Annotated in this window: 14 protein-coding genes; 4 read left to right on the top strand and 10 right to left on the bottom strand. The window is 52.3% G+C overall.

The genetic code is table 11. The features are described from left to right. Positions 1 to 273 precede the first annotated feature (273 nt). Together METBU_RS0118000 and METBU_RS0117995 are read left to right on the top strand one after the other, a co-directional pair. Positions 274 to 612 (top strand): type II toxin-antitoxin system RelE/ParE family toxin, encoded by a 339-nt coding sequence (locus METBU_RS0118000; protein WP_017841946.1) that lies wholly within the window; start codon positions 274 to 276, stop codon positions 610 to 612. 12 nt (positions 613 to 624) lie between these two features. After that, positions 625 to 927: a HigA family addiction module antitoxin gene (locus METBU_RS0117995; protein WP_014146975.1), complete on the top strand. Its 303-nt coding sequence runs from the start codon at positions 625 to 627 to the stop codon at positions 925 to 927. Between the two features lie 93 nt (positions 928 to 1,020). Here METBU_RS0117995 and METBU_RS0117990 read toward each other — a convergent pair whose 3' ends face one another. The 9 genes from METBU_RS0117990 to METBU_RS0117950 form a co-directional block, all read right to left on the bottom strand. Beyond that, on the bottom strand, positions 1,021 to 1,347 hold the full coding sequence (locus METBU_RS0117990; protein ID WP_017841945.1) for a type II toxin-antitoxin system RelE/ParE family toxin: 327 nt from the start codon (positions 1,345 to 1,347) through the stop codon (positions 1,021 to 1,023). Further along, on the bottom strand, positions 1,347 to 1,628 hold the full coding sequence (locus METBU_RS0117985) for a type II toxin-antitoxin system ParD family antitoxin (protein WP_017841944.1): 282 nt from the start codon (positions 1,626 to 1,628) through the stop codon (positions 1,347 to 1,349). Before METBU_RS0117985 ends, METBU_RS0117990 begins: the two co-directional genes overlap by 1 nt. 133 nt (positions 1,629 to 1,761) lie before the next feature. Beyond that, positions 1,762 to 2,184 carry a hypothetical protein gene (locus METBU_RS0117980; RefSeq protein ID WP_040575345.1) on the bottom strand — a complete coding sequence of 141 codons (423 nt, stop codon included), beginning with the start codon at positions 2,182 to 2,184 and terminating at the stop codon, positions 1,762 to 1,764. 90 nt (positions 2,185 to 2,274) lie between these two features. Then, a complete protein-coding gene (locus METBU_RS0117975) occupies positions 2,275 to 3,555 on the bottom strand; it encodes a hypothetical protein (protein WP_017841942.1) in 1,281 nt (426 codons plus the stop codon). 297 nt (positions 3,556 to 3,852) lie between these two features. Beyond that, positions 3,853 to 4,791: a Nudix family hydrolase gene (locus METBU_RS0117970; protein ID WP_014146970.1), complete on the bottom strand. Its 939-nt coding sequence runs from the start codon at positions 4,789 to 4,791 to the stop codon at positions 3,853 to 3,855. Between the two features lie 708 nt (positions 4,792 to 5,499). Then, on the bottom strand, positions 5,500 to 6,714 hold the full coding sequence (argJ, locus tag METBU_RS0117965; protein WP_017841940.1) for a bifunctional glutamate N-acetyltransferase/amino-acid acetyltransferase ArgJ: 1,215 nt from the start codon (positions 6,712 to 6,714) through the stop codon (positions 5,500 to 5,502). 403 nt (positions 6,715 to 7,117) lie between these two features. Beyond that, positions 7,118 to 8,260 carry a cation diffusion facilitator family transporter gene (locus METBU_RS0117960; protein WP_017841939.1) on the bottom strand — a complete coding sequence of 381 codons (1,143 nt, stop codon included), beginning with the start codon at positions 8,258 to 8,260 and terminating at the stop codon, positions 7,118 to 7,120. After that, complete coding sequence (locus METBU_RS0117955; RefSeq protein WP_014146967.1) at positions 8,260 to 8,487, bottom strand: sulfurtransferase TusA family protein; 228 nt, start codon at positions 8,485 to 8,487, stop codon at positions 8,260 to 8,262. Before METBU_RS0117955 ends, METBU_RS0117960 begins: the two co-directional genes overlap by 1 nt. Next, positions 8,484 to 9,527 carry a tRNA (5-methylaminomethyl-2-thiouridylate)-methyltransferase gene (locus tag METBU_RS0117950; RefSeq protein WP_014146966.1) on the bottom strand — a complete coding sequence of 348 codons (1,044 nt, stop codon included), beginning with the start codon at positions 9,525 to 9,527 and terminating at the stop codon, positions 8,484 to 8,486. Before METBU_RS0117950 ends, METBU_RS0117955 begins: the two co-directional genes overlap by 4 nt. A gap of 144 nt (positions 9,528 to 9,671) precedes the next feature. Between METBU_RS0117950 and METBU_RS28245 the strand changes: the two genes are divergently transcribed. Together METBU_RS28245 and METBU_RS0117940 are read left to right on the top strand one after the other, a co-directional pair. Continuing rightward, positions 9,672 to 9,839 carry a hypothetical protein gene (locus tag METBU_RS28245; protein ID WP_175421708.1) on the top strand — a complete coding sequence of 56 codons (168 nt, stop codon included), beginning with the start codon at positions 9,672 to 9,674 and terminating at the stop codon, positions 9,837 to 9,839. Positions 9,840 to 9,979: 140 nt separating this feature from the next. Next, a complete protein-coding gene (locus METBU_RS0117940) occupies positions 9,980 to 11,143 on the top strand; it encodes a PilT/PilU family type 4a pilus ATPase (protein WP_017841937.1) in 1,164 nt (387 codons plus the stop codon). A gap of 732 nt (positions 11,144 to 11,875) precedes the next feature. Here METBU_RS0117940 and METBU_RS0117935 read toward each other — a convergent pair. Continuing rightward, positions 11,876 to 12,367, bottom strand: coding sequence for a hypothetical protein (locus tag METBU_RS0117935; RefSeq protein ID WP_017841936.1), 492 nt, complete (start codon positions 12,365 to 12,367; stop codon positions 11,876 to 11,878). Positions 12,368 to 12,628: the final 261 nt, after the last annotated feature.

Genomic DNA, 12,628 nt, shown 5'->3' with positions numbered 1-12,628 from the left:
CATGATGGGTTTCCGCTTCGCTGCTACCCATCCTACAGGGTGGCTCTTGCGTAGGATGGGTAGAGGCGGAAGCCGAAACCCATCGTTTTCACCCTCGCCGCTAAATCTCCCGCCGGACGGGTTTTATTGACTCGGCCGCGTAGTGTTTCCCTGCCGTTTGCGGGGTGCCCATGATGGGTTTCCGCTTCGCTGCTACCCATCCTACAGGGTGGCTCTTGCGTAGGATGGGTAGAGGCGGAAGCCGAAACCCATCGTTTTTCTGGGCACTGGAGTGTGGAATCGATAAAAATCGCCTGCTTGACGTATTACGCTTTGCGTAATATTCTCTTCCGAATGATTAAGTCGTTTCACTGCAAAGACACCCAAGCCTTGTTCGAAGGAGAATCGCCTAAACGTTTTCGCGCGTTTCAAGCTATTGCCGAACGTAAGTTGGCGCAACTGCATGCCGCGGCTAGCCTGGCGTTTTTACGCAGCCCTCCGGGCAATCGCCTGGAAGCGCTAAAAGGGAGTCGTGCGGGACAATACAGCATTCGCATCAATGACCAGTGGAGAGTGGGTTTTCGCTGGTTGGATAACGATGCTTTTGAGGTTGAAATTGTTGATTACCATTGAGGAAAAAATTTCATGATAGAAAACCGTATGCGTCCGATACACCCCGGCGAAATCCTGCGTGAAGATTTTTTGAATCCCTTGGCATTAAGCGTAAACGGGTTGGCAACCGCTTTGCACGTTCCGACCACGCGTTTGCATGAAATCGTTAAGGAACGCCGCGCGATTACGCCGGATACCGCTTTGCGCTTGGCGCGTTATTTTGGCGGAGATGCACAATCCTGGCTGAACCTGCAAACAGCTTATGACTTACGCCGGGCACAGCAATCCTCGCTTGACGCCATAGAGCGCGAGGTTTTGCCGCGCGAGGCGGCTTGAGCCATTTTACATGGCTCCCACGCTGAAACGTGTGAACGCTAGCCGGAGAGTGGGAATGATGAAAGTCATCTAAACACCGACCTTAGCGATTTATCACTCGATGTGACAAGCCATGTCCATGCTGTCGTGAAGCACGCGAAGAACATCGACAAAGCATGCTTCGCTTTGCCGAAAGACAAGGATGTGGCGACCGCGCAGCCCGTGCCTCGCAACGGAAAGAACAAAAACCCCTTGCTGAATGTCATCACGGCATTTGGCACCCATAATACCGGGTCCATCGATGAGGGCTGCCAATGCTTGAGTCAGGGTTTCCCTATAGACCTCGGCCTGTTGCGGGCCGAGTCGCTCGGCTGTCCAGGTTAAAATATCCGCAATGTCTTGTTCGGCTTGCCGAGCAAGACGGACCGTCCAACAGGTCATCAGCGCGGTGACGTAGCGTGTTTGACCAACCCAGCCATATGCATGCGAATGGCATCGGCCGATTCCAGCGTCGTATACTGGCCCGCCTCCATATCGTCGATACCCACAGCGACAGCCTCACGCAACGCTTGCAAGCGGACAGTTTGCTCTTGTTCTCGCTGCTGCATCAAGCGCAATCCTTCTCGCAGTACTTCGCTGGCATTCTGATAACGACCCGATTGGACCAATTGCTCCACAAATTGCATTTGTGGATCGGTAAGAACAACATTGCGCGTAGGCATAGTAAGCTCCGATGATTAGTGTTGGCATATTCTGCCAATTTAATAGGCCAATGACAATTGGCTCGATTATTTTCTGTTATTCTTCATCAAGGTTTCAAATGGCTCCCACACTGAAGCGTGGGTGCGATAAGGATTAGATCGTAGCGCTTATCAACAATCTTCCCACGCCTAAAGGGTAGTCTTGCCGGACTGCGGCGATTGCGGCCATTACCAAAGCGGTCACCGCAAAAATTGCCGATCCAAAGGAAATCCTTAAAACCCATTCATTAACGAACCGCAAGAAGCGCGGAACAGGCGCGATCATTACGGTTAACACCGACAGCAACGTTGCCGCGACTGCCGACAAAACTCCCGTCGCCAGCGAAGCGCACCACGGGCATTTATGCTTGGCATGCAAATCGTGATAATTACACCCGGCATCCAAACCCAGCCAAGGCCAATCACAGCCGCATTGAAATAGAAAGCCGCACAACGGCGTGATGGCAATCAAGGCAATGAACCCCATCAGCGATGCGGCAATGAGTTTGTATTTAAGTGATGGCTTTATTGTATTCATTACGACAATCTTGTTTTAGACGCATCTTTTGCAATGGCTGTCATGATGGGTTTCCGCTTTGCTGCTAGCCATCCTACTGCGCTATACGGCTTATTCCGCATCGGTTCGCATTTTTTGGACGAGTATGATTACTGCCGCCGCGAACAAGGCGGCCGAGAATACGATTAAGGTTCCGGTGAGATCGTTCATCATATCCGGGGCGACGATCATGACGATCCCCAGCGCGATCATGATCATGCCGCCGATAAGTTTGAGCGTTTGACCGTGCTTTTCTTCAAATTTTTGCCTTTTCAGCGTTATCAAGGCCGTCAAAAAAATAATGATTTCGATCGAAAGATAGATCAATAGATAAATCAGCAATAAGCCTAAAAATTCCATCGTGCCGACTTGCTGCGATCTGACCAGTTGACTCCATATCACCGGAAAGCCTGCCGTACAAGGCAATTCGACCAATGCGATGCCCGAGGCCATGACGAAGGTAGCGCCCGCGAGCGCAAGACCTTTTGTTTCCGGATTCAACAAGCCTCTTATCGATTGATAAATACCCGGTTTATGTTTGTCCGATATCGTGAACGAAATGCCTTTTTTAAACCAAAAATAATCTTTGACATTGACCAAACCGAATAGCAGTGCGAACAAGGCCACCAGCCACTGCACCCAGATTAGATAGGCGACATAGCCCAGCACTTTAAAGACGCCGGCGACAAAGGCGCCGTAGAGGGTTGCCGTGGTGAACAAGAACACCAGGCCGACCAGCAACATTCGTTTTCTGGAGCCTGAATGTATCACCATGCCTAACAGCAGCGTCAACACCCATAACGAACATGGATTAAAGCCGTCGACAAAGGCAATCAAGAGGGTGCTGAATATCAGCGGTTGCCGGACCAGGTCTATGGTGCCGAGCCAGGGGACGTCGATTGTAGTTGAGACGTTAGTTGGCGATCCTCGGTCAGTTTGAGACTGCTGCGCCAACGTTTCCTTTAGCCTGTCGTCCGGCTGCTGCTTTCGGTTTAGGGAGGCCCTAACCGTATCTTCGATTTGTTTCCGGATAAACGGCGCATCGCCGAAAAAAACCTTGCCGTCGACAAATACGGCGGGCACGCTGCCGGCTTCTACGCCGTGTTCTCGCGCGGTCAATTGAAAGAGTTCCCGGTTGAAGCGGTTGCGCCACACTTCATGCTGCCGGACTTGCAATTGCGGGTAACGGGCTGCCAATTCGCTCAGAAAGGGCTTTTGATCCAGGCAATGAGGACAGTTTTGACCCCAAAACACGTCCATGACGAGTTCAGGGTCGGTCTTTGCCGTAACCGTTTGGCTTAGGAGCGTCAGCAAGAACATTATCAAGAAAAATCGAGGGGGGTCGAATCGCATTGGTTTTGCCTTTTAGGGTCTTAAACTGTTGGGGTGCCGGTTGTGTGCGGGGTTCCCTACAGCACACCCTGCATCGCCGTTCTTGCGTAGGATGGGTAGAGGCGGAAGCCGAAACCCATCGTTTTCACCCCGCCGGCAAATCCTCCGCCATACGGGTTTTTAAACTCCTATTCCCCGTCGGGCGAGTTTTATCGATTCGGCCGCGTAAGGTTTTCCTGCCGTTTGCGGGCGCCCATGATGGGTTTCCGCTTCGCTCCTACCCATCCTACTGCTGAATGCCGGAACATGGGAACGCTTTTATTCTGTTTCGATGAACGCCCGGATACCGGCCACGCCTTGGCCGCCGGCTTCACGGACTCGCGCCAGATCGTCCTTTGCTAAGCCTCCCAAGCCGAAAACCGGAATATTCGCGGTTTCGGCGAGCGCTGTAAAGCCTTGCCAACCGAGTATTCGGGCTCCCGGATGCGTGGCGGTCGGCAATACCGGCGCCAAGACGGCAAAATCGACGCCGACGGTTTCGGCATGGCGCAGTTCCGCTTCATTATGGCAAGAGGCGGCCAGCCAGCCTTGGCTGTCCGGCCGTTCGCGTAACGCCATTAAATCCTTTCCGGTTAAATGTATGCCGTCTATTGCACTCGCCTCGATTCCGGATACGGCCGAGTTGAGCAAGACTGATGCGCCATGACGGCGGCATAAAGGAAGGATGCGCGCGATAAATTCTGCCGCTTCGCCGGCCGTTACTTTTTTCAAGCGCAATTGAATCAGTTTGATGCCGTTGGCGAGAATGGTTTTTAAGTTAGAGAATAACGCCGAGGGGGTGCTGTCGTCCAGGATGGCATAAAACGGCGGCAGGCGGAGCGCGGTCACGATCGGACGATTCGCCGCCGGAAAGGAATAGTTTTGAAGATCGGTCGGAGCGACCCACTCGACCGCTTGTCCTTCTCTGCCATGCGGGTCGCCTTCGAACCGGTCGATCCGCCAAACTTTGAGTCTTACGCTGAGGTCCGGGTAGTCGTGATGAATCGTGATCAGCGGCGTTGCGGTTTTAACGTCGATGGCCAGTTCTTCATGGAGCTCGCGGTCCAATGCTTGACGCTGCGTTTCGCCCGGCTCGATTTTACCGCCCGGAAATTCCCATAGGCCGCCTTGATGTTTATCGTCGGGGCGCTTGGCGATCAGAATTTTACCGTGCCGGTCGACAACCGCGCCAACGGCGACTTCTAAAACCGATTTCATAAGTTGTTGTTCTTGTTGATGCTGTTTCAAATGGTTTTCACGCTATGGGGACTATTCGAATGGCTCCGTATTGTTTCCCTACCGTTTATCGTGCCCCATGATGGGTTTCCGCTTCGCTGCTACCCATCCTACGGCCTTACTGGACGCTGGAGCGTAGGAACGATAAAAACAGCTCAGCACATCCCGCATAGCGGCTCTTGCGTAGGATGGGTAGAGGCGGAAGCCGAAACCCATCGTTTTTCACCGCCGCCTGTTCTTTCTTCGGACGGGTTTTATCAATCCGTCCGCTATGTTTTTTTGGCGTTCGAGGGAGACCATGATGGGTTTCCGCTACGCTCCTACCCATCCTACAGGGCTAGTTCCTAGGGTCTCCGTGGGAATTCATACCGCAACGCTCCGCGTTGTTAGACGCAGAGCGTCCGGGTAGACATTCCCAAACAGAGTTTGGGAACGAGAAAATGAGACCTCGATAACATTTATTGTCACTTAACACTCTCGGGCTTCGAAATCGCGATCTGGGGATCGCTCCCACAGAGCGCCGGGCTTCCTTTCCTCTTTCCTCTTTCCTCTTTCCTCTTTCACCTTTAACCTTTAACCTTTAACCTTTAACCTTTAACCTTTAACCTTTAACCTTTAACCTTTAACCTTTCACCTTTCACCTTTCACCTTTAACCTTTAACCTTTCACCTTTCACCTTTCACCTTTCACCTAAGTCCGATACTCCGCATTGATCCGCACATAGTCGTAGGAAAAATCACAGGTCAAGACTTCTTGCGAGGCGCTGCCGCGTCCGAGCGTTACGGTTACGGTAATTTCCGGTTCGTTCATCACTCGCTGGCCGGCCGCTTCGGTATAGTCTTCGGCGCGGCCGCCGCCGCGCACGATGCACACGTCGCCCAGGTGTATATCGACCCGCTCCAGGTCCATGTTGTCGACGCCGGCCCTGCCGACCGCCGCCAGAATGCGACCCCAATTCGGATCGCTGGCAAAAAACGCGGTCTTGACCAGCGGCGAATGGGCTATGGTCTTGGCGACGCGCACGGCCTCTTCATCATCTAAGGCTTGATTTATAACGATTCGCATCAACTTGGTCGCGCCTTCGCCGTCCCGGACGATCGCTTCGCTGAGTTGCTTGCAAATCTTCAACACGGCGTCGGCAAAGACTTGGTAGGCCGGGCTGCCTTCGGTCAATTCGGGTACTTTGGAACAGCCGCTGGCCATCAAGACGCAGGCGTCGTTGGTCGAGGTATCGCCGTCGACGGTTATGCGGTTGAACGATAACTCGGTGGCGCGCGCTAAACAAGCCTGCAGCAATTCCCGCTCGATTTTGGCATCGGTCGCGATGAAAGACAGCATCGTCGCCATGTTCGGCTGAATCATGCCCGCGCCTTTGGATATGCCGGTCAACGTGATCGTCTCGCCGCCGATTTCGAGAGTAAACGATGCACCTTTCGGAAAGGTATCGGTGGTCATGATCGCGCGCGCGGCCTGTTCCCAATGATCCTCGGCCAGATTGGCAAAGGCCTTCGGTAAAGCCGCCTTGATTTTATCGACGGCCAACGGTTCGCCGATCACGCCGGTCGAAAACGGCAGAACTTGCCGGGCATCCGCGCCGGCAAGTTCTGCCAAGTCCGCGCAGGTCGACAAGGCATCGTCAAGCCCCCTTTTTCCGGTGCCGGCATTGGCGTTACCGGAATTAATCAGCAGCCAACGCGGGGCCTGTTGTAAATGCTCCTTCGCGACAACTACCGGAGCCGCGCAAAACGCGTTCTGTGTAAACACCGCCGCGCAAGTCGATCCTTCGCGCATTTGTATGAGCAACAGATCGTCGCGTTGCGTTTGCTTGATGCCCGCGCACGCCGTGCCCAACTCAATCCCGTCCACCTGGTGCATTACCGGAAACGTCACCTGCCCCACCGCCATATAGACTCCTTTAAATCTTGTAATTGTTACTGTGAAAGTTAGTAGATTTTGGCTCTTTATCTAATTTTTCGATATAAGAAGCTCGGCAGAGAAAATGCCGGCTCCGGAGAGGGTGCGGTTGCTCGACCGACAGGCGTCGGCGGCAGGGAAAGCCGCCGTCGAGCCTACATGGACGTATTCACGGCGTCCTGTCGGGCGAGTAACCGTACCCTCCCCACCCCTCGCACTCTTATTTGCCAGTGTGATGACAGCTTTTTCATAATCATTAGGATAAGTAAGAAGATGTCGAGCATTAATTTATAAGGCAGTCTGCAACAGGACGTTGCAGTCAGAGCTTACAGGGATATATTCACGCGTCCTTAGAAATTAATGCCTGACACCAACCACATACACTGATTAGATACTAAATCTTCAATAAAACGCTTATTTTGCTAATGTTGGGAAACGCGCCTTGCATCAGCGCGCATTGTTGCTTAACTTTTTCCATCCGTTCCGGCTGACTTCCCATCAGATGCGGCAAAATCACTTCGATTTCGATTGTCCCTTCCAGATAATGAATCTTGAAATCTTCGATATCTTCGAATAATTCGGCCAGATAGTTACGCAAGTAACCCTGCACATCCGCACGCAACACATCGACCGGCTCGTCGATGAATTCGTCGTCTTCGGGGTCGACATGGACCAATACGTCGACCACGTCGTCGAATTCGGCTTTCAGATTTTGCCGGACCGCATCGCCGATCATATGTCCTTCGGAAACGCTGATTCTGGCATCGACGACGATATGCGCGTCGATATAGGCATCTTCGCCCATTTGGCGGGTTCTGAGCAGATGAATGCCGCGCACGCCGGGAGTCGTTTTGATCACTCTGCGTATCTCGCGGATCAAGGTCTCGGGCAATGAGGTATCGACCAACTCCTTGACGCTTTGAATCACCAGACTTAAACCGATTTTAGCGATCATCAATGCGACGATCCCGGCGGCGACCGCATCGGCATATTCATAACCGACCCAAACGCCGGCCACGCCGATGATCACCACGATCGAAGATATCGCATCGCTACGATGATGCCAGGCATTGGCCAGTAATAATTTGGACCGGGTTTGCTTGGCAATGCGCTTGGTGTATTGATAGAGCCATTCGTTAGTCAATACCGATAAGGCGGCTATCGCCATCGCCTCGAATTCCGGCATCAACAAGCGCTCGGGCTGGCGAACTCTTTCCATTGCATCATAGGCGATGCCGCCGGCCACTATAATCAACCCGACGCCTAGCGCGACCGTCGCGATCGTCTCGTAACGCCGATGCCCGTACGGGTGGTCGAAATCGGCCTCTCGCGCGCCCAGTTTAATCGCGGTAATGACCAGTAAATCGCTGACCAGATCGGATAAGGAGTGGACACCGTCCGCGATCAAGGCCGCCGATTGACCCAGTATACCGAAGCCGATTTTCAGAACCGACAATGCTAGGTTGGTCCATGCAGCAACGATACTGACCTTCGCTTTTAGCCGATCGGATTCGACTGACTGGCGCGCTTCGATCATTATTCGCCTACTTCGAGAACAATAATATATTCGCCGTCCTCGGCTTTGGTTTCAAGGATCGCGTGTCCATTGATGCGGCACCAGGCGGGGATGTCCTGCATCACGCCGGGGTCGGTGCAAATAACTTCCAATTGTTCTCCGGCCGCCATGCGTTTGACCCGGTCTTGCGTTCGTATCACCGGCAACGGGCAAAGCAGACGCCGCGCATTTAGGGTTTCCCGGCTCATACGAACCACTCCTCGACAATTTGCTCCGGCGCGAACGGGGCCACCTGAATCGTTTGTTCCAGACCTTTTTGACTTCTAACCAAAATATCGACCTGATCGGCATCGCGCCCTTGTCCGTAACGTGCAATGATGCGTCCGGCCAAGGCTAAGTCCTCATCGGTCGGTTCGCCGTCGATCAACGCTAACGGTCCGCTGTGACTGCTACTGATCAAGCTGGTGAATTCTTTTTTATAGCCTTCGAGAAAACGGCTCTCGCCCTCCTCGCGCGCGACGATGACTTTGAAATTGGACTTGGGACGGATATGCCTCCCGACTTTCAACAACATTACATCGTCGAGTTCGTAGTCTTTCGTACCCCGGTTTTGCCATAAATCGACTAATTTCGCCGAATAACTCTCGTCGGTCAAAAAACAACAGCCACCGGCCGGCTGCGCATAATCGACGAAGCCGAACTGCTGCGCTAATTCCATTTGCGGTTTTCTGGATCGTCCGCTAAAGCCGAACAATTTGGCGCGGTCGACCCAGCCTTCGCGCTCCGGCAGAGTCTCCGGAAGATTTCTGGCGCATAAGGGTCTGAGCAGCAAATCGTCGGCACCGGATTCGCGCGCGATGATCGGCATCGTTTGTTTACGCTGCGACATCGGCCGTTGACCGATGACCTCGCCGGTGATGATGAAATCGAAGCCGTTCTCTTGTATCCATTGCTTAGCCTTGTTGACCATGAAAATCTTGCAATCCAGACAAGGATTCATGTTACTGCCGTAGCCGTGCTTAGGATTGATCAGCACATCCTTGTATTCCTCGATGACATCGACGATGTGCAATTTGATGCCGAGTTGTTCGGCCACCCACAGCGAATTATTGCGCTTGGGCTTGGCGCGGTCCCGTTCGCGAATCGCATGCGTGTGTCCCTCCACGCAGAAGCCGGTGAAAAAATTGATGCCTTCGACATGCACCCCTTGTTCGATGATTACTTTGGCGGCCAACATCGAATCCAATCCTCCGGATATCAATGCCGCCGCTTTTCTTTGTTCGGACATAACGCTATTATCGTGTTTAAAATGCTTGTTTAAAAAATTGCGTCATTATACGCATTTCTTGGCTAAACAGGGTTCAACTTCGGTGATTATCACCTAGAATAGCTAGCCATCAAATTTTTGGCACCGTGGCTCTAATTTTTCGATATGAAAAACAATGCCGGTTCCAAGGAGGGTGCGGTTGCTCGATCGACAGGCGTCGGCGGCAGGGCAGATTTTTGCTCCTGCAAAATCTGCATTCATGCCATCCATGGCAATCAGATTCCGCCGTCGAGCCTACATGGACGTATTCACGGCGTCCTGTCGGGCGAGTGACCGCGTCCTCCCTCACCCTCTCACTTTCATTTACCGGGGCGATTGCCAGGCCTTCATAAGCGTTACAGTGGCTTTCGTGGCGCTCCCCGATGGGTTTCGCTCCGCTCTACCCATCCTACATGTAAACTAATGGATTCATTATGGATTTTAAAGATTATCTAAGAATTTTGGTCAGCAAAGACGGTTCCGATCTTTACTTAACGGTCGGCGCGCCGGCCGCGGCAAAATTTCAAGGCGCATTGAAACCGCTCGAAAGCGAAAAACTGACCGGCGAACGCATCAAGGCTATCGCTTACAGTTTAATGGATGCCGATCAGCAAAAAGACTTCGAACACGTCCCGGAAATGAATCTGGCGATCACCGAACAGGGCATCGGCCGATTCCGGGTCAATATTTTCAAACAGCGCAACAACCTGGCCTTGGTCATTCGAAACATCAAGGTCGATATTCCGAATGCCGATCAATTAGGCCTGCCCGAAGTGCTGAAAAAAGTCATCATGGAAAAGCGCGGTTTGATTCTATTCGTCGGCGGCACCGGCTCCGGCAAGTCGACCTCCCTGGCCGCACTGATCGATCACCGCAACAGCAATTCGTCGGGGCACATCATCACGATCGAAGACCCGATCGAATATCTTCATCCGCACAAACGCTGCCTGGTCAATCAACGCGAAGTCGGCGTCGATACGCTCAGTTACGAGGACGCGTTGAAAAATACGCTACGCCAGGCACCGGACGTGATTCTGATCGGCGAAATCCGCTCTCAAGAAACGATGGAACATGCACTCGCCTTCGCCGAAACTGGGCATTTATGCTTGTCGACGCTGCATGCCAACAACGCCAATCAGGCCCTGGACCGTATCATCAATTTCTTCCCGGAAGAGCGGCGTAACCAATTATTGCTGGATCTATCGCTGAATTTGAAGGCCTTTGTTTCCCAAAGACTTGTTCCTACCGTGGACGGAAAACGGGTCGCGGCGATCGAAATTTTGCTGGGGACGCAATTGGTCAAAGACTTGATTCATAAAGGCGAAATTCATACGATCAAGGAAGCGATGGAAAAATCCGAAAACATCGGCATGCAAACCTTCGACAGCCATTTGCTCAAACTTTTCAAGGAAGGCAAAATTTCGCTCGAAGAAGCCTTGCAAAACTCCGACTCGCCGAATAACTTGAAATTGAAAATCAACCTCAGCGAAGGCAAGGGATCGGCGACCGAAGCGATCGCTAAATCGACTGGCGGCTTGACTTCAAGATTCTCGCTCGAGGCGATTGAAAAGGATCAGGAGGAAGAGGGGCAAACCTAAACCTTTTTCCCGCGCGGGGCGGGTTATTTAACCCGTCCCCAACGTTTCGGATTGCCCTAAACATTTCGGCTAACTTCGGCCAAAGTCAAAATGTTTAGGACGGGGCTGCAAACCCCGTCCTGCTAGGGATATGTGTGAGTCGCAGGTACCAACGGCTCAGTCTTAAACGGTGCGACCTATGCAGTGGCCAGTCGTAGCCACTTCTGCGGGACGGGTTATTTAACCCGTCCCCAACGTTTCGGATTGCCCTAAACATTTCGGCTGACTTCGGCCAAAGTCAAAACGTTTAGGACGGGGTTGCAAACCCCGTCCTGCTAGGGACTGGAAGATACTAAATACGCTTCGAATGTAGCTTAATTAATCACGGGCTCTATAAGTAACAATAAATGGTATCGAGGTCTCATTGGTTAAGGTTGCAAAAGGGTAATTTTTGACTTACGTATAACGATGAGAGCTCCAGCTTGGGAAAGACACCCCGGAAGCTCCAGCTTCCTGGGACCGACACAACCTCCGTACATTCTCAAACAACCCCGACTCGCTCGTTCAATCTTTCTTGATTGTCGGGAAGCTAGAGCTTCCTGAACAGGTTACCCAAGCTGGAGCTTGGGTAACAGCATATTTTAGTTTTTGCGGCCTCGATACCATTTATTGTTATCCAACCGTCTCGACCTCAAAATCGCGATCAGGGGATCGCTCCCACAGGGCATCCGGGCCACAGGGTATCAGGATAGCTCAAGGAAACAGCCGCAAAATACCGGACTTTCCTTCCATGTCTCCGACGACCCAAATCTGCTCGAACGGATGAGACTCCGGCAGCGTCACTCTGTGCAAATTATCTGCCAGTTCCTCCCGGCTCCAAAGCGGATTGGCGTTACGCAAAACCAGCCAAACCCGGTCGCTGTGATAGGACTTTTCGGCCTTGCTGGCTAAAATCGCATTCAATGCATTCAACAGGCGCCCGCCGACCGGAACGGTAATCAAGCGATGCAACGCCTCTAGCGTCCGGATACTGACTTTGCGACCCAAAATCAGTTGGGCTTCTTCTTCACTACCGTACAAATGCGCAATTTCCAAATCCAAGCGCCGATCACCTAGGTAACACGATACATCCGGCTTTTTCGGCTCGTTATGCCAAATATGCCGCATCGGAATGCCCGTTTTTTGTTCGTAAAGCCGCATGAACAGCTTGGCCGCCTCGTGTTCGAGTTCGATTTTTTCTTGCATGCTCCGGTTCATAAAGAACAGCTACAAATTATAGAAGTTATTTTGTGCATATTTTCCTAAAAACTTTTCCGGCATAGGTGCTGGCAAGAACCTATACGAACGTATTCACCCAGCCCCGCGTTTTGATCTACGACAGGCATATACGTTCAATCTTAGGGAACCGATGCAAAAGTAGAAAGTCTTTACATAAAGCTACCATTCGACATCGATCGGTTCGACCGGTTTTATGCAAGACCTCAAACGGCGGCCTTCAAAAGACGC

Source organism: Methylotuvimicrobium buryatense 5G (genome assembly GCF_000341735.1).
Lineage (GTDB): Bacteria > Pseudomonadota > Gammaproteobacteria > Methylococcales > Methylomonadaceae > Methylotuvimicrobium > Methylotuvimicrobium buryatense.
The sequence above is the reverse complement of the archived record's forward strand: the minus strand, read 5'-3'. Positions and strand labels throughout refer to the sequence as shown.

What these genes read in the sequence shown, in the direction of transcription:
- METBU_RS0117995 (WP_014146975.1), top strand. Translation starts at nt 625, where the DNA reads ATGATAGAAAACCGTATGCGTCCGATACACCCCGGCGAAATCCTGCGT.
- METBU_RS0117990 (WP_017841945.1), bottom strand. Translation starts at nt 1,347, where the DNA reads ATGACCTGTTGGACGGTCCGTCTTGCTCGGCAAGCCGAACAAGACATT.
- METBU_RS0117985 (WP_017841944.1), bottom strand. Translation starts at nt 1,628, where the DNA reads ATGCCTACGCGCAATGTTGTTCTTACCGATCCACAAATGCAATTTGTG.
- METBU_RS0117980 (WP_040575345.1), bottom strand. Translation starts at nt 2,184, where the DNA reads ATGAATACAATAAAGCCATCACTTAAATACAAACTCATTGCCGCATCG.
- METBU_RS0117975 (WP_017841942.1), bottom strand. Translation starts at nt 3,555, where the DNA reads ATGCGATTCGACCCCCCTCGATTTTTCTTGATAATGTTCTTGCTGACG.
- METBU_RS0117970 (WP_014146970.1), bottom strand. Translation starts at nt 4,791, where the DNA reads ATGAAATCGGTTTTAGAAGTCGCCGTTGGCGCGGTTGTCGACCGGCAC.
- argJ (WP_017841940.1), bottom strand. Translation starts at nt 6,714, where the DNA reads ATGGCGGTGGGGCAGGTGACGTTTCCGGTAATGCACCAGGTGGACGGG.
- METBU_RS0117960 (WP_017841939.1), bottom strand. Translation starts at nt 8,260, where the DNA reads ATGATCGAAGCGCGCCAGTCAGTCGAATCCGATCGGCTAAAAGCGAAG.
- METBU_RS0117955 (WP_014146967.1), bottom strand. Translation starts at nt 8,487, where the DNA reads ATGAGCCGGGAAACCCTAAATGCGCGGCGTCTGCTTTGCCCGTTGCCG.
- METBU_RS0117950 (WP_014146966.1), bottom strand. Translation starts at nt 9,527, where the DNA reads ATGTCCGAACAAAGAAAAGCGGCGGCATTGATATCCGGAGGATTGGAT.
- METBU_RS28245 (WP_175421708.1), top strand. Translation starts at nt 9,672, where the DNA reads ATGAAAAACAATGCCGGTTCCAAGGAGGGTGCGGTTGCTCGATCGACA.
- METBU_RS0117940 (WP_017841937.1), top strand. Translation starts at nt 9,980, where the DNA reads ATGGATTTTAAAGATTATCTAAGAATTTTGGTCAGCAAAGACGGTTCC.
- METBU_RS0117935 (WP_017841936.1), bottom strand. Translation starts at nt 12,367, where the DNA reads ATGCAAGAAAAAATCGAACTCGAACACGAGGCGGCCAAGCTGTTCATG.